Annotated in this window: 1 protein-coding gene; it reads left to right on the top strand. The window is 36.6% G+C overall.

Annotation, left to right across the window (positions count from 1 at the left end; translation table 11 throughout):
- Positions 1-549, top strand: a 549-nt coding sequence (locus tag VK90_RS19675; RefSeq protein WP_048374608.1) for an IS4 family transposase, incomplete at both ends; no start/stop codon positions are given.

The raw sequence follows: 549 nt of genomic DNA, 5'->3' as shown, positions 1-549 counted from the left end.
GGACTATCTAAGATTTCTCATACTCTTTCTACTTACTTTGAGCGTATTCTTATCCTTGATTCTACAACATTTCAAGTGCCGGATCGATTTGCATCTACTTATCCTGGTGCCGGAGGATGTAGTCATAAAGCTGGTGTGAAAATTCAACTAGAGTATGACTTGTTGAGTGGAGAATTTTCTGATGTGAAAATTGAACCAGGAAAACGAAGTGATCAGGCGTATGGTGCGACTCGAACAGGTATGGCACAAAAGAATGAACTATATATTCGTGACTTAGGATATTTTCGTCTACAAGACTTTAAGTCTATTCAAGATAAGCAAGGATATTATTTATCACGTCTTAAGTTACCAACTAAGATATATAGAAAAGAATTCGAAACAGTCGTATTTAAAACAAAACCCGCTCAACTGAGGCCGGTATATATACAAATTCATTTGGAAGAAATCATGAACCAATTACAGCCTGGCCAAGTGTATGAATTACATGATGTATATGTAGGGAGCAAAGACAAATTACCTACTCGCATTGTGGTTTATAAATGTACGGAG

Source organism: Bacillus sp. LK2 (assembly GCF_001043575.1).
GTDB lineage: Bacteria > Bacillota > Bacilli > Bacillales > Bacillaceae_G > Bacillus_A > Bacillus_A paramycoides.
Note: the sequence above shows the minus strand (reverse complement) of the source record. Positions and strands in the feature narration are given on the sequence as shown.